Below are 23,845 nucleotides of genomic sequence, written 5' to 3' on the forward strand. Positions count from 1 at the left end.
CCGACATATCGCGGACGGTTGTCCACTCGCGAGTGACACGAATCGGTAACGGCAGCAAGAATGCGGATGTGACGCCGCGCTGAGCAGTTCGCGGGTGGTGTCCGTGATTCGGGGTGGGCCGGTTAGCGCGACAGAGCGTCGGCCCGTGGAAAGTACGGGCCGAGGAGGGCCGGGTGACGACCTATGACGATCGAGCGAGCCTCACAGATCTGACCGCCACTGTGGAGCGTGTCCGCAGTTCGGTGGAGGGAGTGATCGAGGGCAAGCCCGAGGTCGTACAGCTTTCGCTGACCGTGCTGCTCGCCGAGGGGCACCTGCTGATCGAGGATGTGCCGGGCGTCGGGAAGACGATGCTGGCCAAGGCACTGGCGAAGTCCATCGACTGCTCGGTGCGCCGTATCCAGTTCACGCCCGACCTGCTGCCCTCGGACATCACGGGCGTGTCCATCTGGGACCAGCAGCGCCGGGACTTCGAGTTCAAGCCGGGCGCGATCTTCTCTCAGATCGTGATCGGCGACGAGATCAACCGGGCCTCGCCCAAGACGCAGTCGGCGCTCCTGGAGTCCCTGGAGGAACGCCAGGTCACCATCGACGGGCAGACCTATGAGCTGCCCAGCCCGTTCATGGTGGTGGCCACGCAGAACCCGGTCGAGATGGAGGGCACCTATCCGCTGCCCGAGGCGCAGCGCGACCGGTTCATGGCCCGGATCTCCATCGGCTACCCGAGCGCCGAGGCCGAGCTGCAGATGCTCGACGTGCACGGCGGGGTCAGCCCGCTGGACGACCTTCAGCCGGTCGCCCACGCGCACGAGATCGTCAAGCTGATCGACGCCGTCCGGGGCGTCCACGTGGCCGACTCGGTGCGGCGCTACGCGGTCGACCTGGTCGCCGCCACCCGCGCCCACCCCGACCTCAGACTCGGCGCCTCGCCGCGCGCGACGCTGCATCTGGTGCGCGCCGCGAGGGCGACCGCAGCGCTCGACGGCCGGGACTACGCGCTGCCGGACGACGTCCAGAACCTCGCCGTGGCCGTACTCGCCCACCGTCTGCTGCCCACCGCGCAGGCCCAGCTCAACCGCCGCACGGCGGAGCAGGTCGTCGAGGACATCATCCAGCGCACCCCGGTGCCCGCGACGCCCCAGCAGCACGGGTACGGGCTGGGCCACGGCACCCAGGCGTACGGCCGGCAGCAGCCGCGGAGGCTGTGATGGCCGCCGGCGGGACCGGGCAGCCGTCCGCCGGCCGGGCGGCGAGGGGGGACAGGGGCGGCGCGCGCACCGCTCTGGCCGGCCTGACGACCCGCGGCCGTTCCTTCCTGGCGGCCGGCGCCGCGGCCGCCGTCTGCGCCTATGTGCTCGGGCAGCCCGACCTGTTGCGGGTCGGACTGCTGCTGGCCGCCCTGCCGCTGATCTGCGCGGCCGTGGTCTACCGCACCCGCTACCGGGTCGCCGGCAGCCGTCGGCTCGCCCCCGCGCGGGTGCCGGCGGGCAGCGAGGCCCGCGTCCATCTGCGGATGGACAACGTCTCGCGGATGCCCACCGGTCTGCTGATGCTCCAGGACCGGGTGCCGTACGTGCTCGGCCCGCGCCCGCGCTTCGTCCTGGACCGGGTGGAGGCGGGCGGCCGCCGCGAGGTGTCCTACCGGGTCCGCTCCGACCTGCGTGGCCGTTACCCGCTGGGCCCGCTCCAGCTGCGGCTGAGCGACCCCTTCGGCATGTGCGAGCTCACCAGGTCCTTCTCCACGCACGACACCCTGACGGTGATACCGCGTGTGGAACCGCTCCCCCCGGTGCGGCTGGGCGGCGAGGCCAAGGGGTACGGCGACGGGCGGCAGCGCTCGCTGGCCCTGGCCGGCGAGGACGACGTCATCCCGCGCGGCTACCGCTACGGCGACGATCTGCGCCGGGTGCACTGGCGCTCCACCGCCCGTTACGGCGAGCTGATGGTGCGGCGCGAGGAACAGCCCCGGCGCTCCCGCTGCACGGTGCTGCTGGACACCCGGGGCCTGGCCTACCGCGGCGCGGGCCCGGACTCCGCTTTCGAGTGGGCGGTCTCCGGCGCCGCGTCCGTGCTGGTGCACATGCTGGAGCGGGGGTTCTCCGTGCGGCTGCTCACGGACACCGGCACCTCGGTGCCCGGGGAGGGAGCCGACGGCTACGCCGGGGGCGGCCCGGAGTCGTCCGACGCGGCCGGGCTGATGATGGACACCCTCGCGATCGTCGACCACTCCGACGGCGCGGGCCTGTCCCGGTCGTACGACGTGCTGCGCGGCGGCCACGAGGGGCTGCTGGTGGCCTTCCTCGGTGATCTCGACGAGGAGCAGGCGGCGATCGCGGCGAAGATGCGCCAGCGCAGCGCGGGCGCGGTCGCCTTCCTCCTGGACGGTGACGGCTGGGTGCGTGAACCGAACGGCACGCCCGATCCGACGAACAGGCAGGAGGAGCGGCTGCGGATGCTGCGCGAGGCGGGCTGGACGGCCCTGAGCGTGCCGCGGGGCGCGTCACTGAACGAGCTGTGGCGGCTGGCGGAGCGCGAGCGGGTGGGCGCGATGTCGTCCGGCGGCGGCGGGGAGGGGAGGGCATGAGCGGGCGGGCTCGACTGACACTGTGCTCGGCCGCGGCGACGCTGCTGGCCTCGTGCGCCCTGCTGCCACTGGTGGAGCCGGCTTCATGGCTGCTGCAGGCGGCGTTCCTGCTGGCGATCCAGTCCGGGGTGGGCGCGGCGGCCCGGCGGGTGCCGCTGGCCCGGCCGCTGACCGTGGCCGTCCAGGCCCTGGTCACGCTGGTGGTGCTGACACTGGTCTTCGCCCGGGGGGACGCGGTCCTCGGGCTGGTCCCCGGCCCGGACGCCTTCCGGCACTTCGGCGACCTGCTCCAGGCGGGCGCCGACGACATCGGGCGGTACGCGATACCGGCCCCGCTGTCCGACGGCATCCGGCTGATGGTGATCGGCGGGGTACTGGTGATCGGCCTGGCGGTGGACACCCTCGCGGTGACGTTCCGCAACGCGGCGCCGGCCGGCCTGCCGCTGCTGGCGCTGTACTCGGTCGCCGCCGGGCTGTTCGACGGCTCGGCCGACTGGCTGTGGTTCCTGGTGGCCGCCGCCGGCTATCTGATGCTGCTGCTCGCCGAGGGGCGGGAGCGCCTCTCGCAGTGGGGCAGGGTCTTCGGCGGCGCCTCGCGCAGCGTGGGCGAGCCGTCCGGACCGGTGGCCCCGGTGCGCACCGGCCGGCGCATCGGGATGGCCGCACTGGGCGTCGCCCTCGTGGTACCGCTGCTGCCGCTGCCGGCCATCCAGGACGGCCTGCTGGGCGGCACGGGGGCCGGCGTGGGCGCCGGCAACGGCAGCGGGGGCACGATCTCCGCGGTGAACCCGCTGGTGTCACTGCGCGACAGCCTGAACGTGGACGAGGACCGCACGGTCCTGACGTTGCGCACCAACAGCGGCAACCTCTCGGACCTGTACCTGCGGATCGTGTCCCTGGACGACTTCGACGGCACCACGTGGAAGCCGGCCAAGCGCCACATCACCGCCGTGCCGGACGACTTCCCGGCGCCCACCGGTCTGGGTCCCGACGTGAAACGGGCGGAGATCACGACCCGGATCGCGGCCGCCGGCAGTTACGCGCAGGACTGGCTGCCGATGCCCTATCCCCCCAGCGGGGTGCAGATCAAGGGCAACTGGCGTTACGAGCCGGTCGGCATGACGCTGGTCGGCGACCACGGCCAGAACACCCGCGGCAAGACGTACCTGGTGACGAGCCTGGACGTGCAGCCGACGGCGCAGCAGCTGGCCTCCGCGCCCAGGGCCCCCGACACGATCCTGCGGGAATACACCAAGGTCCCCGACTCCCTGCCGACGGCGGTGGCGCGGCAGGCCCGGGACATCACCGAGAGCGCCGCGAGCGGCTACGAGAAGGCGGTCGCGCTCCAGGACTACTTCGCGGTCACCGGCGGCTTCGAGTACGACACCCAGGTCGAGGTCGGCAGCGGCCCGGGCGCTATCACCCGCTTCCTGCGGGACAAGCAGGGCTTCTGCGTCCACTTCTCGTTCGCGATGGCGGCGATGGCCCGCACGCTGGGCATACCGGCGCGCGTCGCGGTGGGCTTCGCTCCGGGCTCCCCGCAGGCGGACGGCACGGTGACGGTCAGCCTGAAGGACGCGCACGCCTGGCCGGAGCTGTACTTCGAGGGCGTCGGCTGGACGCGCTTCGAGCCGACCCCGACGCGTGGCTCGACGCCGACGTACACGCTGCCGGAGACCTCGGGCGAGGCGGTGCCCGCTCTGCCGCAGGCCTCCCGCTCGGCGGACGCCGCTCCGTCGGCCGCTCCGTCGGCGAGCGCCAGCTGCTCCGCCACGGACAGGAAGCTCGGCAACTGCGCCGACCCGCTGCCGCTGGACCAGGCGGACCAGGGCGGCGGCGGTGCCCCGTGGTACCGGACGGCCGGCTGGGCCCTGCTGGGGGCCGCGGCGCTCGCCTTGCCGCTGCTGCCGATGCTGTGGCGGCTGAGACGGCGTTCGGTGCGGCTGGCGTCCGCCCAGCACGCCGCTGCCGCGGCGTCCGGCGCGCCGCCCGGCCGCCGTAAGGGCGACGCCGACGGCCGACGCGCAGGCGACCCCGACGCAGCGGTGCTGCTGGACGCCCCGCCGCAGGAAGCCGCCGAGGCGGCGGCCGGGCATGTCCTCGCGGTCTGGCGTGAGCTCACCGACACGGCCTGGGACTACGGCATCGAGCCGGACGAGGCGCTCACCCCGCGGCGGGCCGCGGCGCGGATCGTGCGGGTCGGGGAGCTGGACGAGACGGCGAGCCGCTCGGTGCACCGGGTCGCGGACGCCGTGGAGCGAGTGCTGTTCGCCCCGGAGCCGAGGGCCGAGGCCGGGCTGGCGGACGAGGTCCGCAGGGTGCGGGCGGCTCTGCGGGAGAAGGCCGGCCGGCGCACGCGGGTGCGTGCCGTGGTGGCGCCGCGTTCGGCCATCCGCGCGGTGTGGGACCTCGCTGACCGCTGGACGGCCCTCAAGGCGTCCTGGGCGGGCCGTCTGACGATGCTGGTCCGCCGGCCGTCCCGCCAGCAGAGCGGCTAGAGGGGCTGGAGCGGCTGGAGCGGCTGAGGGAAGCGCGACCGGCCGTCAGAGCGGCAGGCAGAGCGAGGGGCGACCACCCGGGCCGGGTGGTCGCCCCTCGCTCTGTGCTTGTCGGTGGGCGGTGTCAGTGGCCGCCCTGCTCGTCACGCCGGCGCTGCCAGCGCTGCTCGATACGGTCCATCATGGAGCGCTTCTGCCGACCCTGACCGCGGGTGCGCGGGGCCCCCGGCGCTCCTGCGGCGGCCTGTTCGCCGGGCTTGGGGGCCTTGCGCCAGCCGGTCACGGCGAGCACCGCGCATCCCAGCATGACGAGGAAGCCCACCACGCTCAGCCAGACCTGCTTGGCGACCATTCCTGCCATGAGGAGCGCGATACCCACGAGGAAGCCAGCGACCGCCTGGTAGACCCGCCGCCGGGTGTACGTACGCAGCCCGCTTCCCTCGAGCGCCGACGCGAACTTGGGATCTTCGGCGTACAGCGCTCGCTCCATCTGCTCGAGCATGCGCTGCTCGTGCTCCGAGAGCGGCACGGAGTCCTCCTCATCGTGCAGTCGCCGGGGCGACCCTGGGGGTCCCTTCAGGATAGGCAGGGAATCGCCCCCGTGAAACCCGCCCCTCTGCGCCAATTGGCCAACCGGAGCCCGCCATGGGCGTCCCGGCTCGCTGAGGTGTCCATTCCCCGGCAGCCGACCCGTCATGCCGGGCGGTCTCCCTCGATCATACGGCGCACCGGGCCCGAACGGGGGGCCTGTGGCGTACTCCATGCGCAGCCGAGCGCCTGATCAGCGTACGGTCGGGAGGCCCTCAGCTCCCTTCGGCCCCGGTCGTCTCACCGAGGACATGGAGCTGGGTGGCCACGGAATGGAACGCGGGGAGTTCGGCGGCGGCCTCCTCGAGCTTGAGCAGTGCCTCGAGGGCGCCGGGCTCGGTGTCCACGAGGACGCCGGGCACGAGGTCGGCGAAGACCCGGACGCCGTGCACCGCGCCGACCCGGAGGCCCGCGCCCTCCACCAGGGCGGTGAGCTGCTCGGCGGTGAAGCGGCGCGGCACGGGGTCGCCCTCGCCCCAGCGGCCGTCCGTGCCGGTGAGCGCCCGGTGGGCCTCCGTGAAGTGGCCGGCGAGGGCGCGCGCGAGCACGGCCCCGCCGAGGCCGGCGGCCAGGAGGCTGACGACGCCGTCGGAGCGCAGCGCGGCCACCGCGTTGCGGACGCCCTCGGCCGGGTCGTCGACGTACTCCAGGACGCCATGGCACAGGACGGCGTCGTAAGCGCCGCGCTCGACCACGTCGAACAGCCCGTGGGCATCGCCCTGTACGCCCTTCACGCGGTCGGCGACGCCGGCCTCGGCGGTGCGGCGCTCCAGGGCGAACAGCGCGTTGGGGCTGGGGTCGACGACGGTGACCCGGTGCCCGAGGAGGGCGACGGGCACCGCGAAGTTGCCGCTGCCGCCTCCGGTGTCGAGAACGTCCAGCGACTCCCGGCCGGTCGCCTTGACCCGGCGCTCGAGGGCGTCCTGGAGGACCTCCCAGACCACGGCGGTGCGCAGAGAGGCGCGGGAGCGGGGGTGGGAGGCGGGCGGGCGCATCGGATCCGACACGGCAGTTGACTCCTCGGCGCGGCACCGCCTCTTGCGCGGCGGAGCGAACGGGCTGCCTCCCCGGGCCCGGCCCGCGCCGGGGTGCGGACGGGCGGAGGGAAGGCTTCAGGCGCCTTCCACCCTATTGCCTCCACCGCCCCGACCGGTGCCGCCGGTACGCGGGCCGTCCGGCCGGGCCGGGCGACGCCGCCCACGACCTCCACGGCCGCCCCGGGGACCGCTTCCCGACGGCACTCGGCGGATCCGACGGTGCGCGGCGATCGGGGCGGTGCTCGGCCGGTCGGGGCGGTTCCGTCGCAGGCGGTTCCGTCCCGTGGCCCCGACCCGTCCGGCGCCGGTGTCACGCGGCGAGTCCCGGCAGCGCGGGGCTGGTTCGGCCGGCGCGCGGCCTCCGGGCCGGCGGTGCGCGGTGCGTGCGGACAGTGCACGGCCGACCCCTGTCGCGCGGTGTGCGGCCGGTCTGCGTGGCGCGGTGTACGGCCGGTCCGGACGGCTGCGACCGGCCGGTGGGTGCTCGCCCCATACCTGCGGCGCTCGACCGGTGGCGGGGCCCGGTGGCGGGTGGGCATGTCAGCCGGCGTCCGGCAGGTCGCGCCGGCGCGCATCGGGGCCGTCCGGCGCGTCCTCCTCGTGGCGCGGCTGGGGCAGGACCGGCTGGAGCACCAGCATGCGCTCGACGAGACGGAGGAACATCGCCACGTCACGGATCAGGTCGTCGGCGTCCCTGCGGCCGGCCGCGCCCTGGATGCCGGCCTCGGCCCGGGCCCGCCGTCGGGCTCCGGAGGCGAACAGCGCGCTCCACTCGGTGAGTTCGGGTGCTATCTCGGGAAGCACCTCCCAGGCGCTGCGGATGCGGGCGCGGCGGCGGGAGGAGGGTTCGGGGCGGCCACGGGCGGCGAGTACGGCCGCCGCGGTGCGCAGGGCCGCGAGATGGGCCGTGGCATAGCGGTCGTTGGGGGTCTCGAGGGCGGCCGCCTCCTCCAGACCCGCGCGGGCCTGGGCGAGCAGGTCGAGGGCGGCGGGCGGGGCGGTGGTGCGGCGGAGCACGGGGTGCACATCGCTCGCCGGGCCGGTCAGTGAGGGGGCAGGGCCGGTGGCGCGGCGCCGGTGTGCGGCGGCTGCGTGGTAGTTGGCCATGACGAACCTCCTGTCGTCAGTGTGACGGCGCGTCCGATACGGGCTGCCGTATGTGCCCATCGTGCGGTATGCCACTGACAATCCGTTCTGACCTGGGGCTTTGCCTCGATCGAAGGTTCGGGTTAGTTTTTGCACTGACCAGTCAGTTCAAAAACTAACCGGGGGAAGCAGTGGACGGAGTGGACGGAGTCGGTGTCGCGGCCGACGGCTTGGGGCTGCGAGGTCCGCGCGGATGGGTGTTCCGGGGCGTGGACGTCGCCGCGGAGCCGGCAACGCTCATCGCCGTCGAGGGGCCCTCCGGCTCAGGCCGCACGAGCCTGCTGCTCGCCCTCACCGGGCGGATGAAGGCCACCGAGGGGACGGCGGCAGTCGGGGCGGCCCGTCTGCCCCGGCAGATGGCCGCCGTGCGGCGGGTCAGCGCGCTCGCGCACGTCGCCGGCGTGACGGACCTCGAGCCGGCTCTGACGGTCGGCGAGCACCTGCGTGAACGGGCGCTGCTGCAACGGCGGTTCGACGGCTCCGTACGGGATCTGCTGCGGCCGCGCGCGCACCGGGAGGCGCGGACGGCCTCGCAGATCGACGCCGCGCTCGCCGCCGCTGGGCTCGACCGCGAGGCCCTGCCCAAGGGCGCGCGCACCGCCGTCCGCGATCTGGAGCGCGTCGAGGCCCTCCGGCTCTCCGTGGCACTGGCGCTCGTCGGGCGCCCCCGGCTGCTCGGCGTCGACGACATCGACCTGAAGCTGACGGACGCCGAACGGACCCTGGTCTGGACGCTGCTCACGTCGCTCACCGAGGCGGGGACGACGGTCGTCGCCGTGTGCGGCGGCGCCGCTCCCGAGAACGCCGTCCGGGTCCGCACGGACGGCACAGACACGGGCAACAGGGACGACACGGACGCCGGGCCGCCGGCTGCCACGCAGGACGGCGGCCCGGCCGCGAAGACCGGTCGGGGCGACGCCGACGCCACGACCGACGACGGAGAGGAGAGGGCGCGTGCGCACACCGAGACTGGCCGCGCTTGAGCTACGGCGGTTCGGCCGGGGCCGGCTGCCACGGGCGGCCCTGGTCGCGCTTCTGCTGCTGCCGCTGTTGTACGGCGCGCTGTACCTGTACTCGTTCTGGGACCCGTACGGCAGGCTCGACCGCATCCCCGTCGCGCTGGTGAACGACGACCGGGGAGCGACCGCCGACGGGAAGCGGATCGCCGCCGGGGACGACATCACCCGGCACTTGCGCGACAGCGCGGTCTTCGACTGGCACGAGGTGAGCGCCAGGGAGGCACGCGCGGGCGTGGAGGACGGCAGGTACTACCTGTCGCTGACCATGCCCGCTGACTTCAGCCGGCGGATCGCGTCCAGTTCCGGCGACTCCCCCGCGACGGGCGCCCTCCAGGTGCGCACGAACGACGCGAACAACTACGTCGTCGGGCAGATCTCACGGACCGTCTTCAGCGAGGTCCGCGCGGCCGCGTCCACGAAGACCTCCCGGTCCTTCCTCGACAAGATCTTCGTGTCCTTCTCCGACATCCACGGCAAGACGCAGGAGGCCGCAGACGGGGCCGACGACCTGACGGGGGGCATCGGGAAGGCCCAGAAGGGCTCCAGGGCCCTCGCCGACGGGCTGGGCGACGCCAAGGACGGCAGCGGCAAGCTGGCCAAGGGACTGACGACGCTCGACGAGCGCGCCGACGCCCTCGAGGACGGCTCGCAGAAGGTGGCCGACGGCACCCAGGCGCTCGCCGACAAGGTCAACGGCTTCTCCGGCGCGGTGGGGCCCTTCCTCCAGGACAACGAGAAGGCCATCGGCGACACCGCCCAGCTGGTCGCCGACTCCGCCGAGCTGATCGACGGCGATCTGGCGGCCCTGGTGAAGGCGGCGCCGCCCGCCGCCAAGGCCGCCCACACGGCCTCCGACACCCTCGCCGCCCTCCACACGGCGCGCTGCGAGACGCCCGTGCTGCCCGATCCCGCCTGCGCCGACCTGGCGAAGGCCAAGGACTCGGCCGCCGACGTGGCGACGGTCGCCGACGATGTCGACACGCTGATCGCGGACCAGGACGGCGACCTGAAGACGCTCCGCACGAACCTGGGCGCCCTGCGCGAGCAGGCGCAGTCGCTCGCCGACGACGCCCCGCACCTCTCCGAGGATCTCGCCGACGCCGTGACCAAGGTCAACGCACTGAACACGGGCGCCTCGAAGGTGGCCAAGGGCGTCAAGAAGCTGAACGGCGGGCTCGGCACCGCGAAGACGGGCTCCGTCGACCTGGACGCGGGCGTCGGCAAGCTGGAGACCGGCGCCGAGAACCTCGACGGCGGCATGTTCAAGCTCTCCGACGGCTCCGGCAAGCTCGCCGACGGCCTGCACGACGGCGTCCGGCGGATCCCCGACTACGACGAGCGCCGGCGCGACGCGCGCACCGCCGTCATGGCCGACCCCGTGCGGCTCGTCTCCCAGGACCTGCACAAGGCGCCCAACTACGGCACCGGCTTCGCCCCGTACTTCATCCCGCTGTCACTGTGGGTGGGCGCGATGGTGGCGTACATGCTGATCGCCCCGATGAACCGGCGTGCGCTGGCCGCCGGCGCCCCGGCGTGGCGGATCGCGCTGGCGGGCTGGCTCCCGGTGGTGGCCGTCGGGGTGCTGCAGACCACGGCGTTGATGGCCGTGCTGCACTGGTGGGTCGGTCTCGAGATGGTGCGAGCGGCGGGCACGGTGGGCTTCCTGTTCCTGGTGTCGGCGTGTTTCGCGGCGCTCGTGCAGTGGTTCAACGCGCGCTTCGGGGCGGCGGGCCGGATCCTCGTCCTCGCCCTGCTGATGCTGCAGCTGACGTCCGCGGGCGGCACCTATCCCGTGCAGACCAGCCCCGGGTTCTTCAACGCTGTCCATCCCTACCTGCCGATGAGTCACGTGGTCGACGCGCTGCGCCGGCTCATCACGGGCGGCGGACTCGGGCCTGTGTGGCACGCGTGCGTGGTGCTCGTCGCGTTCACCGCGGGAGCCCTCGCGCTGACCGCCCTGTCGGCGCGCCGCCGCCAGGTGTGGACCCTGGACAGGCTGCACCCGGAGCTGACCCTGTGAGGATCCGTCGTCCGGGCGGCCGAGTTCCTGTGACAATCGGGACCATGGAAAGCAGCACCACCCCGGGCGGCCGCACCCGCCGCGAGGCCACCCGGCAGAAGCTCTACGAGGCGGCCGTCACCCTCATCGCCGAGCAGGGCTTCTCCGCGACCACCGTCGACGAGATCGCCGAACGGGCCGGCGTCGCCAAGGGCACGGTCTACTACAACTTCGCGAGCAAGTCGGTCCTGTTCGAGGAGTTGCTGCGGCACGGCGTGGGCCTGCTCACCGCCTCGCTGCGCGACGCCGCCGAGCGCACGGCCAGGGAGGGCGGCGGCAAGGTCGACGCGCTGGACGCGATGATCCGCGCGGGCCTCGTCTTCATCGACCGCTATCCGTCCTTCACCCAGCTGTACGTGGCCGAGCTGTGGCGCACCAACCGGGCGTGGCAGTCCACGCTGATGGTGGTCCGGCAGGAGGCGGTGGCCGTCGTCGAGGGAGTGCTGCGCGAGGGCGTGGACAACGGCGAGTTCAGCGACGAGATCGACGTGCCGCTGACCGCGGCCGCGCTGGTCGGCATGGTGCTGGTGGCCGCCCTCGACTGGCAGGCCTTCCAGCCGGAACGGTCGCTGGACGACGTCCATTCCGCGCTCTCCCGGCTGTTGCAGGGACGGGTCGGCGGGCACTGACCGAGACAGCCGAGAACGGCACGCACGCGTGCCGAGGCGAACGTCTCACGCGCGCGTGCGGCGGTGCGGTCCACCGCGCGCGGGCACACGAAAGCGCCGGTCCGCGGCGGCCCACGTCCCCCGTGGGCTGCCGCGAACCGGCGCTTCCTCGTGCTCCCCCGTTTTTCCCTCCCCCTCCCCCGTTGCCCCCCTTCTCCCCCCATTGCCCCCGTTCGGTCGTTCCCCCCGGGGTTCCCCCGTGCCTCGCTCCCGCCGAACCCGTCGGCGGAAGGAGCGGATCGGGGGCCGCTCCGTTCCGGCGCCCCGTGTCGCCGGTGCCGGAGCCGCCCCTCTCTCCGTGTCTCCACTCTCCCGTTCACGCAGGTCGGCCCCCATCCGCGCGCGTACTCAACTCACCCCCTAGGTACGCGTACTCAGGCCCGCGCGCTCATCCCCAGGACGCCGTGCCGCCGACTGGTTACGATCGCCCCCGTGTCCGTACTCCCCCTCGTCTTCACCAGCGGCTGGGCCAGCGGCGTCAACGCCTACGCGGTGGTGCTGCTGCTCGGCGTGTTCGGCGCCACCGGCCTGAGCGACGACGTCCCCGGGACGCTCCAGCGGCCCGAGGTGCTCATCGCCGCGGGCGTCCTGTTCCTGTGCGAGGCGGTCGCCGACAAGATCCCGTACGTGGACTCGGCGTGGGACGCGGTGCACACGGTCGTCCGGCCGGCGGCGGGAGCCTGGGTGGGCGCGGTGCTCGCCGGGCAGAGCGGCTCGCTCTCCGACGCGGCGGCCGGTCTGCTCGGCGGTTCGACGGCGCTGGCCAGCCACGCGGTCAAGGCCGGCGCCCGGATGGCGGTGAACTCCTCGCCGGAGCCGTTCAGCAACGTGATCGTGAGCCTGGCCGAGGATCTCGGGGTCGCCGGGATCGTGACGTTCGCGATCTTCCATCCGGTGGCCGCCTCCTTCGTCGCGGCGACGCTGCTGCTGGCCGGTCTGACGGTGCTGTTCTTCCTCGTCTCACGGATCCGGCGGTTCCTGCGGCGCAGGGCGCAGCGGCGGGAGGAACGCCGGCTCGCCCGGCTCCCGTGGCCGCCGCCGGGCTGACGGCGTGCCTGTCGGTGGCGGCCGATAAAATCGCGGCATGGCAGGGATTGCGGTGATCGGCGCCGGCATGGGCGCGCTGGCGGCGGCCGCCCGGCTGGCCGTCGCGGGCCACCGGGTGACGGTGTACGAGCGGACGGGGACGTACGGCGGAGCGGTGCGCCGCTTCGAGCGGGAGGGGTTCGGCTTCGACACCGGTCCCGGGCTGCTCACGCTCCCGGCCGTCTGGCGCGACCTGTTCGTCAAGACCGGCAAGGAGCCCCTGGAGGAGTGCGTCGAGCTGGTCCAGGTCGACCCGTCCACCCGCCATGTCTTCGCGGACGGCACCGAGGCGGCACTGCCGAACGCTTCACGCGCGGGTGTCGTCTCCGCGCTGGACGGGGCGCTGGGCGTGCAGGCCGGGCAGCGCTGGGGCGACTTCCTGGTGCGGGCCCGCGAGGCGTGGGACCGCACCCGCCGCCCGCTCCTGGAGGAGCCCCTGTGGCCGAACTGGTCGGTGCTGGCCGACCGCGAGCCCTACCCGGCGGTGCCGCACCGGCGTCTGCTGCGCACCCGACGCGCCGGCACCCTCGCCGAGGTGGGCGCCTGGGAGCTGCGTGACCCCCGGCTCGTCGCGCTCCTCGAGTCCCACGCGCTCGCGTACGGTCTCGACCCGCGAGTCACCCCGGCGAGCGCGGCCGTCCTGCCGTACATGGAGCACGCCTTCGGCACGTGGTACGTGCGCGGGGGGATGCGGGAACTGGCCCGCGCGGTGTACGAGCGGTGCCTGGCCCGCCGGGTCGTGTTCGTCTTCGACGCCGAGGTGACGCGTGTCCTCGAGAAGGAGGGCAGGGCGGCGGGTGTGGAACTGGCCGACGGCAGCACGGCGGACGCGGACTTCGTGGTCGCCCCGGGCAGCTTCGCGGGCCTGCCCGTCCGGGGCGAGGGCGAGGTCGTCCCCCAGCGGTCCCTGCCGAGCCGGCTGACCGTGCTGCTGGCGTTGCGCGGCCCCCGTCCGCAGGACGCCGCGCATCGCACGGTGGTGCACACGCGGGACCGTGCGGGCGAGTTGGCGAGCCTCTTCGGCGCCGTGCCGTCCGCGCCGGCGCTGCCGACGGTGACGGTCCTGCGGCCGGACGACGCCGGGCTGGTACCGGACGGCGACCACGAGGCGGTCACGATCGGCGCCGTGGTCCCCGCCGGAACGGAGCTGCCCGCCGGGCAGGCGGAGCTCCAGGCGGACGCTCTGGTCGACGCGGCCGAGCGGGCCGTCCCGGGCCTGCGCGAGCGCCTGCTGTGGCGGGAGGTGCGCACCGCGGCCGACATCGCGCGGGAGACCGGTGCGGCGGGCGGGGCGGTTCCGGCGCCGGCGTTGGCCGCGGCCGGGGGGCGGCTGCTGCATCCCGCCAACTCCACCGGAATGCAGGGCCTGTTCACCGTCGGCGGCTGGTCGCACCCGGGCGGCGGACTGCCGCACGCGGGAATGTCGGGCGCGCTGGTGTCCGGTCTGATCGTGGAGGGCCCGCAGTTCCGGGGCTCGCAATGAGCGCGTGATGGGCGAGCGCGGTGGGCGAGCGCGGTGAGCGGTGCCCGTCGGGCCGGGGCTCGCGGTGGGTGAACGCGGCCGTCAGAACCGATACTGCTCGTCGTAGCCGGTTCCCTGACCGGGCTGCCCCTGCTGCTGGCCCTCGCCCTGGTAGGGGTACTGCTGCTCGGCCGGGAAGTCGCCGCCCAGCGGATCGTCGGTGTTGCGCTGCTGGGGGACCCAGACGCCGCCGGCCGGGGTCTCCCCGTAGCCGCCCGTGCCGTACTGGTCCTGGCCGTAGCCCTGCTGCCCGTACTGCTGCTGCCCGTAGGCGGTGTCGTAGGAGCCCCCGCCGTAGGTCTGGGTGCCGATGTACGGGTCGGAGTAGGCGGCGTACTGCTGCTCGCCGGTGGCGTCGTAGCCGTACTGCTGCTGATAGCCGGAGTAGCCGTCGTAGCCGTAGTTCTGGTCGGCGCCCTGGGCGGCCGTCGCGTACTGGTCCTGCTGCTGACCCTGCTGCTGACCCTGGCCGTTCGTCGCGGCGTAGGCGGCGTCGCTGTATATGCCGTAGGAGCCGGTGTCGTCGGGCATGGGCTGCGGCTCGTAGACGGAGGTGGTGGCGGGGTCGGCGGTGCGGGCCGCGGGGGTGAAGACGTCGTCGTGGTCCACGTCGTCGTCGTAGGTGTAGGCGTTCCTGTCACCGCGCGCGCCGTCGTCCCGGACGGAGTCCGCGGCGTCGGCGTCGTACGGCGTGCCGGAGTCGAAGCCCGCCTCGGCCGCCTCCAGACCGGAGACCTCGAGGCTCGGGTCCTGGCGCTCGGCCTTGCCGCGCCGGCGTTTGGCGACGATGCCGCCCACACCGTCGGCGTCGGCGCGCCGGAAGGCCCAGCCCTCCGCGAAGCCGCGCCGGAACGACAGCGTGACGTAGGTCTGGCCGACGGCGAAGGCGGCCGCGCCCAACGCGATGACGACCACCGACGGGATCAGCACACCGAGGACGACGCCGAGGAAGCCGACGAAAGCCAGCAGCCGCCAGCGCAGTCGCGCCTTGTACTGCAGCAGCACCTCACCCAGCAGCCACAGCGCGACGATGCCGAACGCGATGTAGAGGACCGTCCAGCCCATGTACGCCCCTCTCCGTGTGGCCGCTACGCAGTGTGTCGTAACGCGGTGCGACCGGTCTAGGCCTGCGGCGGATGGTGCAGGCCCAGGTTCTCGTAGATTTCCAGCGTCGCCGTGGAGTTGTTGAGCGTGATGAAGTGCAGTCCGGGCACTCCCTCGGCCAGCAGCCGTGCGCAGAACTCCGTGGCGAAGTCGATGCCAATGGAGCGTACAGCGGACGGATCGTCTTTGGCTGTGAGGATCCGCTCTTTCAGGGCGGAGGGGATGGGGGCGTTGCTGAGCTGCGGCAACCGTTCCAGCATCTTCACGCTGGTCACCGGCATGACCTCGGGGATGACGGGGGTCTCGCAGCCGGCCGCGGCGACGCGGTCGCGCAGACGCAGATAGGACTCCGGCTCGAAGAACATCTGCGTGATGGCGTAGTCGGCGCCCGCCCGGCACTTGTCGACGAAGTGGGCGACGTCCGTGTCCCAGTCGGCGGAGCGCGGGTGCATCTCCGGGAAGGCCGCGACGCCGACGCAGAAGTCGCCCGACTCCTTGATGAGCCGGACGAGTTCGGCGGCGTAGGTCAGGCCCTTCGGGTGCGGCAACCAGTCACCCATGGGGTCGCCGGGCGGGTCACCGCGCACGGCGAGCATGTTGCGGATCCCGGCGTCGGCGTACTGGCCGATGATGTTGCGCAGTTCGGCGATGGAGTGGTCGACCGCGGTGAGGTGCGCGACCGGGGTGAGGGTGGTGTCGGCGGCGATCTGCTCGGTCGCCTTCACCGTGCCCGCGCGCGTGGAGCCGCCGGCGCCGTATGTCACGGAGACGAAGCTGGGGGCGACGGCCTCGACCCTGCGCAGCGCGTTCCAGAGGTTCCGTTCGCCCTTCTCCGTCTTCGGGGCCCAGAACTCGAACGAGTACGTCGCCTTGCCGGACGCGAGCATGTCGCGCACGGTGCGGGCGTGGTCAGTCCGGGTGGACGCGGTTCCCAGTGCCATACCCGCAGGTTAGTCAGGGGTCGGCGGTCCCCCAACCGGATGCGGGATATTTGCCCGAATTGCCGCCTTGTTGTCCATCCCTTGGACAGTCGTACGGGAAACGACCGTATGAGCCGGAGCCCGGCAGGCCCGCCCGCGGGCGGGCCGCCGGCCGGCCGGTCTCTACGCCTCGCTCAGCCGCTTCGCGAACTCGGCCGCCGCGGCGCCCGGGTCCGCCGCCTCGGTGATCGCCCGGACGACCACCACCCGGCGGGCCCCCGCCGCCAGCACCTCGTCGAGGTTGTCGAGGTCGATGCCGCCGATGGCGAACCACGGCCGGTCGGTGCCGAGGGCGGCGGTGTGCCGGACCAGGTCGAGGCCGGGGGCGTGCCGGCCGGGCTTGGTGGGGGTGGGCCAGCACGGGCCGGTGCAGAAGTAGTCGACGCCCTCCTGGACCGCGGCCGCGTCGGCCTCGGCCGCCGCGTGCGTGGAGCGGCCGACGAGGACGTCGCCGCCGAGGATCGCACGGGCCGCGGGGACCGGGAGGTCGCCCTGGCCGAGGTGGAGGACGTCGGCCCCGACGGCGTGCGCGACGTCCGCGCGGTCGTTGACCGCGAGCAGCCTGCCGTGGCGGGCGCAGGCCTCGGCGAACACCTTCAGGTGCTCCAGTTCCTCGGCCGCCTCCATGCCCTTGTCGCGCAGCTGGACGATGTCCACACCGGCCGAGAGGACGGCGTCCAGGAACTCCGGGAGGTCACCCTGCCGGGTACGGGCGTCCGTGCACAGGTACAGCCGGGCCGCGGCCAGGCGGGTGCGGGCGGTGTCGGACATACGAGGTCCCCCAGGGTGGTGGTGTACGGGGGCCTGGTGCGCCCCCGTACACCGGGTGTCGGTGCGAACGAGCGGGTCAGACGGCGAGCGCCTGGGCGCGGCGCTTCACCTCCGTGCCGCGATTCTCACTCAGGGCCTGCGCCGGCGTGCCGGGCAGGCTCGGGTCGGGGGTGAAGAGCCACTCGAGCATCTCTTCGTCCTTGAAGCCGTCGTCCCGCAGCAGGGTCAGGGTCCCGACCAGGCCCTTCACCACCTTGTCCCCGTCGATGAAGGCGGCGGGGACGTGCAGCGCACGGTTCTCACCCCGGCGTACGGCGATGAGCTGGCCGTCCTTGATCAGCTGCCGGACGCGGATCACGTCGACATCGAGCATCTCCGCGATGTCGGGCACGGTGAGCCAGGCGGGGACGAGAGCATCGGTCTTTGCGTCAATCTCGGTCACGGGAACAAGCCTGCCATCTGCCACCGACAGTCGGAAGCCGGGCCGGTCCGACCAGGGGTCCGACCAGGGGGTCCGGGCTCAGGCGGCGGCCGCCTTCAGCGGCCGGGCGGGGTCCACGAGGAGCCGCGGGTTCATCGGCGTGCCCGCCTCGATCAGCCGCCTGCCCTGGGCGAGGTCGCGCGGTCGCCCCACTGCCAGCAGGGCGACCAGGCGGTCCTCGCGCAGCCAGCAGACGGTCCAGGCCGCCCCGGACGGCTCGCCGCGCCACAGCAGGGCGTCGGCGTGGGCGTGGTGACCTGCGTACTGGACGAAGCGGCCGAACTGCTCCGACCAGAAGTACGGGACCGGGTCGTAGGGGACCGTGGGCTCCCCGGTGGCCGCGCCGAGGATGTTCGCCGCGACCGTGCGCGGCCCCTGGAGGGCGTTGTCCCAGTGATGGACGAGGAGCCGTTCGCCGTACCTGCGCGACGGGAAGGAGGCGCAGTCGCCGACCGCGTACACGTCCGGCAGGTTCGTGCGCAGGCCCGCGTCCGCCACGATCTCGTGGTGCACGCCCAGCTCGACGCCGGAGCCGGCGAGCCAGGCGGTGGCGGGGCGGGCGCCGATGCCGACCACGACGGCGCCGGCGGGCAGCCGCGAGCCGTCGTCCAGCAGGACGGCGCCGGGCTCGACGCGTGCCACGCGCGTGTGGGTGCGCAGGTCGGCGCCGCTGTCGGCGTACCAGACGGCCATCGGGGCGGCGACCTCGGGCGGCAGCGCTCCGGCCAGCGGACGGTCGGCGGCCTCGACGACGGTGACCGCGCAGCCGGCCTCGCGCGCGGCGGTGGCGAACTCCGCGCCGATCCAGCCGGCTCCGACGACCACGACGTCGTGCTGCCTGGCGAGGACGGGCCGCAGGCGTTCGGCGTCGTCCAGGGTGCGCAGCAGGTGCACGCCGGGCACGCCCTCGGACCCCGGCAGCCGGACCGGCTCCGCCCCGGTGGCGAGGACGAGGACGTCGTACCTGACGGGCCCGCGTTCGGTGTCCAGCTCGTGGTCGGCGCCGCGCAGGCCGAGGACCTCGCGGCCGAGTTCGAGCCGGATGCCGAGGGCCTCGAAGTCGACGTCGAAGGCGGAGTTCTCGGCCTTGCCGAGCAGCACCGCCTTGGACAGCGGGGGCCGGTCGTAGGGCTGGTGGGGTTCCGCGCCGATCAGGGTGACGTCGCCGTCGAAGCCCTGCTCGCGCAGGGCGACCGCGGTCTGGACCCCGGCCATGCCCGCGCCGGCGACGACCACGCGCCGCGTGCCGGACCGGCCTTCTTCCTGCCTCTGCTCGCTCACCCGATCACCATAGACACCTGACGTTTTGTCAGTCAGCCGCACTGCTCGGTGACCTGCTCCACACCCGCGCGGGACGTCCTGGCGCCGCGCGCGTGGATCACTCCCCTCGTGCGGGATCCGCTTCGTCCGTGATCTGCTCGACGACGCTGGTTCCACGGCCCGGCCGCGACTCCCACTGCCAGGTCTCGTCGAGGCGCACCCGGCCGTCCGGCAGCTCCAGGACCGTCGACACGCAGTGCCCCGAGGAGGTAGTCCCGTCGTGCCCCAGCTGGACGTACCGGAAGTCGAGCCGGTCCCCCTCACGGGTGCCCACCAGATGCCCGCGCACGACGTCGCCGCCGGTGTACTCGGCCCAGACCGTCCCGTCCTGCTCGTGGTAGGCGAAGCGGGTGCGGACGCCGACCTGTCCGGGGGCCTGGTCGGCCACGGGGGCGAGGACGAGGCCGTCGAGCGAGCGTGCCATGCGCGGGGGCTCCCTTACTGAGGCGTGCGACGTCGGGCTAGGGTGGCCAACGTAGAGCACTCGCGGGAGCCCGGGCGCACCGGGCTGAGAGGGAGGCTGGCGGCCTCCGACCGTACGAACCTGATCCGGGTCATGCCGGCGAAGGGAGGGGCTGGACGCCCATGCCGTCTCCACGCACATCCGACGTCCTCGTCATCGGGGGCGGGATCATCGGGCTGGTCACCGCCTGGCGGGCCGCGCAGCGCGGCCTCGCGACGGCGGTGGTGGACCCGGAGCCGGGCGGCGGGGCCGCCCAGGTGGCCGCCGGGATGCTGGCCGCCGTCACGGAACTGCACTATGGCGAGCAGACCCTGCTCGGTCTCAACCTCGCGTCGGCCCGCCGCTATCCGGAATTCGCGGCCGAGCTGACGGAGCTGACCGGGCTCGGCGTCGGCTACCGGCGCTGCGGCACGCTCGCGGTCGCACTGGACGCCGACGACCGCACCCACCTGCGGGAACTGCACGCCCTGCAGCGCCAGTCGGGGCTGGAGTCGGAGTGGCTGTCCGGACGCGAGTGCCGTCGTCTGGAGCCGATGCTCGCGCCCGGGGTGCGCGGCGGACTGCGGGCGGACGGCGACCACCAGGTCGATCCGCGGCGGCTGGCCGCGGCCCTGACGGCCGCCTGCGAGCAGGCGGGCGTCGCCTTCCACCGCACCTGGGCGGAGCGGCTGACGGTGGTGGGCGACCGGGCGACGGGCGCCGTCCTGCGGGACGGCACGACGGCGGCGGCGGGGCAGGTGGTGCTCGCCGGCGGCAGTCTGAGCGGGCGGCTCGCGGGCGTCCCGTATGACGTGCTGCCCGCCGTACGGCCCGTCAAGGGGCAGGTGCTGCGGCTGGCCGTGCCGGCGCGGTGCGCGCCGTTCCTGAACCGGACCGTGCGGGCCGTGGTCCGCGGCAGCCACGTCTATCTGGTTCCCCGGGAGAACGGCGAACTGGTGGTGGGCGCGACCAGCGAGGAGCTGGGCTGGGACACGACGGTGACGGCGGGGGGCGTGTACGAACTGCTGCGCGACGCCCACGAGCTGGTCCCGGGCATCACCGAACTGCCGCTCACCGAGACGCGCGCGGGGCTGCGTCCGGGGTCCCCGGACAACGCGCCGCTGCTCGGGCCGACGGAGCTGCCCGGGCTGCTGCTGGCCACCGGGCACTACCGCAACGGCGTGCTGCTGACGCCGGTGACCGGCGACGCGATGGCGCAGGTCCTGGCCACCGGGGAGCTGCCGGACGAGGCCCGCCCCTTCACCCCCCGGCGTTTCGGCGCCGCCGCACTCCTGGAGCAGCCCGCGTGAACGCCCCTGCCCCTGTGCACGTCTCGGTCAACGGCGAGCGGCGGGAGTTCGCCGCCGGCACCGCCCTCGACGGCGTCGTACGGTCCCTGACGCCCGCCGCCTCCGGGGTGGCCGCCGCGCTCAACGAGACCGTCGTCCCGCGCGCGCAGTGGCCGTCCACGGCGCTGTCCGACGGGGACCGCGTGGAAGTCCTCACCGCCGTCCAGGGAGGCTGAGCCATGGCCGACGACGACCTCGTCCTCGGGGGGACGTCCTACTCCTCCCGGTTGATCATGGGCACCGGGGGTGCGCCCAGCCTGGAGGTGCTGGAGCGGGCCCTGATCGCCTCCGGCACCGAGCTGACGACGGTCGCGATGCGCCGGGTGGACCCGTCGGTGCACGGGTCCGTGCTGTCGGTGCTGGAGCGGCTCGGCATCCGGGTGCTGCCGAACACGGCGGGGTGCTTCACGGCCGGCGAGGCCGTACTGACGGCACGGCTGGCCAGGGAGGCGTTGGGGACCGACCTGATCAAGCTGGAGGTCATCGCCGACGAGCGGACGCTGCTGCCGGACCCGGTCGAGCTGCTGGACGCGGCGGAGACGCTGGTGGACGAGGGGTTCACCGTGCTGCCCTACACGAACGACGATCCGGTGCTGGCCCGGAAGCTGGAGGACGTGGGCTGCGCCGCGGTGATGCCGCTGGGGTCGCCGATCGGCTCCGGCCTCGGGATCCGCAACCCGCACAACTTCCAGCTGATCGTCGAGCACGCGCGCGTGCCGGTGATCCTGGACGCGGGGGCGGGCACGGCGTCGGACGCGGCGCTGGCGATGGAGCTGGGGTGTGCGGGGGTGATGCTGGCGTCGGCGGTGACGCGCGCGCGGGATCCCGAGCGGATGGCGTCCGCCATGCGGGCCGGCGTCGAGGCGGGCAGGTCGGCCCGGCTGGCGGGCCGGATCCCCCGGCGCTACTTCGCCGAGGCGTCGTCTCCGGCGGAGGGCCTGGCCGCCTTGGACCCGGCCGCCCCGGACCCGGAACGCCCCGCTTTCTGACGGCCGGCCACCGCACGGGAGACGAACGCCGCCGGCGTCGAACTCGCCCGGCCCACGCGCGCGCCCGAGCCCGGGACACGCACACGCCCCCCGGCCCGGGACACCAGCACGACCCGGCCCGGGACACGAGCTCGCCCCGGGCCCCGGGCGCTACCGGCCGGTTCGCGTCACAGCTCGGCTGCAGTCGCGCTGCGATCCCGGTGTGATCGGCGGGGTGTCGGTGACGGCTCGTACACTCACCTGCGTGGACACGACCCTTCAGGACCCTCTGGTCGGGCAGGTGCTCGACGGCCGGTATCGCGTGGAGGCGCGGATCGCGGTCGGCGGGATGGCCACGGTCTACCGGGCCGTGGACACCCGCCTCGACCGCGTGCTCGCGCTCAAGGTGATGCATCCGGCGCTCGCCGCCGACGCGGTGTTCGTCGAGCGGTTCATCCGGGAGGCGAAATCCGTCGCCCGCCTGGCCCATCCGAACGTCGTGCAGGTCTTCGACCAGGGCGCCGACGGGACGTACGTCTACCTCGCCATGGAGTACATCGCCGGCTGCACCCTGCGGGACGTGCTGCGCGACCGCGGGGCCCTGCAGCCGAGGGCCGCACTCGACATCCTGGAGCCGGTCCTCGCCGCGCTGGGCGCCGCGCACCGGGCCGGGTTCGTGCACCGGGACATGAAGCCCGAGAACGTGCTGATCGGGGACGACGGCCGGGTCAAGGTCGCCGACTTCGGTCTGGTGCGCTCGGTGGACACCGTCACCAGCACCACCGGGGCGGTGCTCGGCACCGTGTCCTACCTCGCCCCCGAGCAGATCGACCAGCCGGGCGTCGCCGATCCCCGGGTCGACGTGTACGCGTGCGGCGTCGTGCTCTACGAGATGTTCACCGGCGAGAAGCCGCACGACGGGGACTCCCCCGCGATCGTGCTCTACAAGCACCTCCACGAGGACGTCCCGGCGCCCTCCGCGATCGTCCCCGGCCTGCCGTTCGAGCTGGACGACCTGGTGGCGTCGGCCACCGCGCGCACGCCCGGGGTCCGGCCGCACGACGCCGTCGCGCTGCTCGGACTGGTCAGGGAGGCGCGCGCCCCGCTCACCGAGGAGCAGCTGGACGCGCTGCCGCCGCAGGCGCTCTCCGGTGAGCACGACAACGCCGAGGACCGTACGAGCGTGATCCCGCGCTCGCTCACCGTCCCCCGCCCGCTGCCGGTCAACGAGGACGAGCCCGCCGACGACGGGGCCGCGCTCAACCGGACCTCCCGGTTCCAGAGCCCCCCGCCGCTGCCGCCCCGGCGCCGTTCTGTGCGGCCGGGGCGCGGGGCGATCGCGCTCGTCACCGTCGTCCTGCTGGTGCTCGGTGTGGGCGCGGGCGTCTGGTACATCAACTCCGGCCAGTTCACCAAGGTCCCCGCGGTGCTGACGCAGAAGGAGGCCGAGGCCCGCAAGCGCCTGGAGGCGGCGGGGCTGGAGGTCGGCAAGGTCCGGCACACGTACAGCGACACGGCGAAGCGCGGCACCGTCATGGAGACGGACCCCGGGCCGGGCGCCCGGATCCGCAAGAACGACTCGGTGGCGCTCACGATCTCCGACGGCCCCAAGGTCGTGAAGGTGCCCGACGTGCAGGGCACGGCGCTGAAGAAGGCCGAAGAGCTGCTGAAGAAGGACGGCCTCGAACCGGGTCTGGTCACCGAGGAGTTCAGCGACGAGATCGCCCAGGGCGCGGTGATCAGCACCGATCCGGAGGCGGGCGCGCAGCGTCGCGCGGGCACCGCGATCGCGCTCGTCGTCAGCAAGGGCAGCCCGGTCGACGTCCCCGACGTCACCGGCGACGACCCGGACGACGCCAGGGCCGAGCTGGAGGCGGTCGGCCTGACGGTGAAGGTCGCCACCGAGCAGGTCAACTCCGAGGTCGACAAGGGCAAGGTCGCGGCGCAGACCCCCAGGGCGGACAGTCAGCTCGCCGTGGGCGACGCCGTGACGCTGACGCTGTCCAAGGGCCCGGAGATGGTCGAGGTCCCGAACGTGGTCGGCGCGAGCGTGGACGACGCCAAGTCGCTCCTGGAGCAGTCCGGGTTCAAGGTCGACGAGGACCGCGGCCTGCTCGGTCTGTTCGGCGACACCGTGAAGAAGCAGTCCGTCGAGGCCGGGAAGACGGCGCCCAAGGGGTCGACGATCACGATCACCATCCGGTGACGGACCGGGCGGGCGGG

General features: G+C 73.8%; 21 protein-coding genes and 1 riboswitch. Of the genes, 12 read left to right on the forward strand and 9 right to left on the reverse strand.

Features of this window, described 5'->3' with window-relative positions; genetic code table 11:
- Positions 1–173: 173 nt before the first annotated feature.
- Genes QA802_RS12070 through QA802_RS12080 form a run of 3 tightly spaced genes read left to right on the forward strand, consistent with a single transcriptional unit; the run spans position 174 to position 5,082 of the window.
- A complete protein-coding gene (locus tag QA802_RS12070) occupies positions 174–1,208 on the forward strand; it encodes an AAA family ATPase (protein WP_334521092.1) in 1,035 nt (344 codons plus the stop codon).
- Positions 1,208–2,584 carry a DUF58 domain-containing protein gene (locus QA802_RS12075; protein ID WP_334521093.1) on the forward strand — a complete coding sequence of 459 codons (1,377 nt, stop codon included), beginning with the start codon at positions 1,208–1,210 and terminating at the stop codon, positions 2,582–2,584. The genes QA802_RS12070 and QA802_RS12075 overlap by 1 nt, the downstream gene beginning before the upstream one ends.
- Positions 2,581–5,082 carry a transglutaminase TgpA family protein gene (locus QA802_RS12080; RefSeq protein WP_334521095.1) on the forward strand — a complete coding sequence of 834 codons (2,502 nt, stop codon included), beginning with the start codon at positions 2,581–2,583 and terminating at the stop codon, positions 5,080–5,082. The genes QA802_RS12075 and QA802_RS12080 overlap by 4 nt, the downstream gene beginning before the upstream one ends.
- Before the next feature lie 124 nt (positions 5,083–5,206).
- Here the strand turns inward: QA802_RS12080 and QA802_RS12085 are convergent, their stop codons facing one another.
- The 3 genes from QA802_RS12085 to QA802_RS12095 all read right to left on the reverse strand — a co-directional run bounded on the left by QA802_RS12085 (position 5,207) and on the right by QA802_RS12095 (position 7,814).
- The gene (locus QA802_RS12085) at positions 5,207–5,611 is read right to left on the reverse strand and encodes an SCO2097 family morphological protein (RefSeq protein ID WP_057580028.1); all 405 of its coding nucleotides are present in this window, start codon (positions 5,609–5,611) and stop codon (positions 5,207–5,209) included.
- Positions 5,612–5,885: 274 nt separating this feature from the next.
- On the reverse strand, positions 5,886–6,677 hold the full coding sequence (locus QA802_RS12090; RefSeq protein ID WP_319167607.1) for a methyltransferase: 792 nt from the start codon (positions 6,675–6,677) through the stop codon (positions 5,886–5,888).
- 570 nt (positions 6,678–7,247) lie between these two features.
- Positions 7,248–7,814, reverse strand: coding sequence for an SAV_6107 family HEPN domain-containing protein (locus tag QA802_RS12095; RefSeq protein WP_334521097.1), 567 nt, complete (start codon positions 7,812–7,814; stop codon positions 7,248–7,250).
- A 179-nt stretch (positions 7,815–7,993) separates the two neighbouring features.
- On the opposite strand from QA802_RS12095, the gene QA802_RS12100 reads away from it, so the two are divergent.
- From QA802_RS12100 to QA802_RS12120, 5 genes are all read left to right on the forward strand, one after another.
- Positions 7,994–8,836 carry an ATP-binding cassette domain-containing protein gene (locus tag QA802_RS12100; protein ID WP_334521099.1) on the forward strand — a complete coding sequence of 281 codons (843 nt, stop codon included), beginning with the start codon at positions 7,994–7,996 and terminating at the stop codon, positions 8,834–8,836.
- Positions 8,808–10,892: a YhgE/Pip family protein gene (locus QA802_RS12105; protein WP_334521100.1), complete on the forward strand. Its 2,085-nt coding sequence runs from the start codon at positions 8,808–8,810 to the stop codon at positions 10,890–10,892. The genes QA802_RS12100 and QA802_RS12105 overlap by 29 nt, the downstream gene beginning before the upstream one ends.
- Positions 10,893–10,936: 44 nt before the next feature.
- Entirely contained in the window at positions 10,937–11,560 is a 624-nt protein-coding gene (locus tag QA802_RS12110; RefSeq protein WP_334521103.1) for a TetR/AcrR family transcriptional regulator, read from the forward strand.
- 471 nt (positions 11,561–12,031) lie between these two features.
- A complete protein-coding gene (locus QA802_RS12115; protein WP_334521105.1) occupies positions 12,032–12,646 on the forward strand; it encodes a DUF4126 domain-containing protein in 615 nt (204 codons plus the stop codon).
- Positions 12,647–12,683: 37 nt separating this feature from the next.
- On the forward strand, positions 12,684–14,168 hold the full coding sequence (locus tag QA802_RS12120; RefSeq protein WP_334521108.1) for a phytoene desaturase family protein: 1,485 nt from the start codon (positions 12,684–12,686) through the stop codon (positions 14,166–14,168).
- Between the two features lie 81 nt (positions 14,169–14,249).
- On the opposite strand, the gene QA802_RS12125 is transcribed toward QA802_RS12120, so the two are convergent.
- From QA802_RS12125 to QA802_RS12150, 6 genes are all read right to left on the reverse strand, one after another.
- Positions 14,250–15,272 (reverse strand): SCO2102 family sporulation regulator, encoded by a 1,023-nt coding sequence (locus tag QA802_RS12125; RefSeq protein ID WP_334521111.1) that lies wholly within the window; start codon positions 15,270–15,272, stop codon positions 14,250–14,252.
- A 56-nt stretch (positions 15,273–15,328) separates the two neighbouring features.
- On the reverse strand, positions 15,329–16,252 hold the full coding sequence (metF, locus tag QA802_RS12130; RefSeq protein WP_334521114.1) for a methylenetetrahydrofolate reductase [NAD(P)H]: 924 nt from the start codon (positions 16,250–16,252) through the stop codon (positions 15,329–15,331).
- A 162-nt stretch (positions 16,253–16,414) separates the two neighbouring features.
- Positions 16,415–17,062, reverse strand: coding sequence for a thiamine phosphate synthase (gene thiE, locus QA802_RS12135; RefSeq protein WP_334521117.1), 648 nt, complete (start codon positions 17,060–17,062; stop codon positions 16,415–16,417).
- 76 nt (positions 17,063–17,138) lie between these two features.
- Positions 17,139–17,504: an Rv2175c family DNA-binding protein gene (locus QA802_RS12140; protein ID WP_057580009.1), complete on the reverse strand. Its 366-nt coding sequence runs from the start codon at positions 17,502–17,504 to the stop codon at positions 17,139–17,141.
- Positions 17,505–17,582: 78 nt separating this feature from the next.
- A complete protein-coding gene (locus QA802_RS12145; protein ID WP_334521120.1) occupies positions 17,583–18,824 on the reverse strand; it encodes an NAD(P)/FAD-dependent oxidoreductase in 1,242 nt (413 codons plus the stop codon).
- A gap of 97 nt (positions 18,825–18,921) precedes the next feature.
- Positions 18,922–19,287, reverse strand: coding sequence for an avidin-fold protein (locus QA802_RS12150; protein ID WP_334521123.1), 366 nt, complete (start codon positions 19,285–19,287; stop codon positions 18,922–18,924).
- Between the two features lie 52 nt (positions 19,288–19,339).
- A riboswitch (TPP riboswitch) is annotated at positions 19,340–19,451 on the forward strand.
- On the opposite strand from QA802_RS12150, the gene thiO reads away from it, so the two are divergent.
- From thiO to pknB, 4 genes are all read left to right on the forward strand, one after another.
- Complete coding sequence (thiO, locus tag QA802_RS12155) at positions 19,449–20,615, forward strand: glycine oxidase ThiO (RefSeq protein WP_334521126.1); 1,167 nt, start codon at positions 19,449–19,451, stop codon at positions 20,613–20,615. Its footprint overlaps the riboswitch before it by 3 nt.
- Before the next feature lie 14 nt (positions 20,616–20,629).
- Positions 20,630–20,830 carry a sulfur carrier protein ThiS gene (gene thiS, locus QA802_RS12160; RefSeq protein ID WP_306956140.1) on the forward strand — a complete coding sequence of 67 codons (201 nt, stop codon included), beginning with the start codon at positions 20,630–20,632 and terminating at the stop codon, positions 20,828–20,830.
- A 3-nt stretch (positions 20,831–20,833) separates the two neighbouring features.
- Positions 20,834–21,643: a thiazole synthase gene (locus QA802_RS12165; protein ID WP_319167635.1), complete on the forward strand. Its 810-nt coding sequence runs from the start codon at positions 20,834–20,836 to the stop codon at positions 21,641–21,643.
- 244 nt (positions 21,644–21,887) lie between these two features.
- On the forward strand, positions 21,888–23,828 hold the full coding sequence (gene pknB, locus QA802_RS12170; protein ID WP_334521129.1) for a Stk1 family PASTA domain-containing Ser/Thr kinase: 1,941 nt from the start codon (positions 21,888–21,890) through the stop codon (positions 23,826–23,828).
- The last annotated feature ends 17 nt before the right edge of the window (positions 23,829–23,845 follow it).

It is taken from the genome of Streptomyces sp. B21-105 (genome assembly GCF_036898465.1).
Lineage (GTDB): Bacteria > Actinomycetota > Actinomycetes > Streptomycetales > Streptomycetaceae > Streptomyces.